The organism is Pantoea sp. SIMBA_079, from assembly GCF_046940275.1.
Lineage (GTDB): Bacteria > Pseudomonadota > Gammaproteobacteria > Enterobacterales > Enterobacteriaceae > Pantoea > Pantoea borealis.
On the sequence record NZ_JAWRYR010000941.1, the window covers coordinates 1 to 234 of the forward strand.

1 protein-coding gene is annotated in these 234 nt (G+C 57.3%); it reads left to right on the forward strand.

Annotated features, from left to right (window positions below):
- Nucleotides 1-48: 48 nt before the first annotated feature.
- Nucleotides 49-234: thioredoxin family protein (locus tag SB719_RS22705; protein WP_412160115.1), on the forward strand; the 186-nt coding region annotated here is incomplete at its 3' end.

Sequence of the window (234 nt, forward strand, 5' to 3'; positions counted from 1 at the left end):
GTCGCGACACCTTATAGTGTTGCCATACACGAGTTTGCGAGAGTCGCGATGACCCAAGACACGCCTTACATTTTCGACGCCACCGATACCAACTTCCAGCAACTGGTGATCGAGAACTCCTTCCACAAACCGGTGCTGGTGGACTTCTGGGCCGAGTGGTGCGCGCCGTGCAAGGCACTGATGCCATTGCTGGCAAAGATTGCCGAGGGTTACCAGGGCGAACTGCTGCTGGCC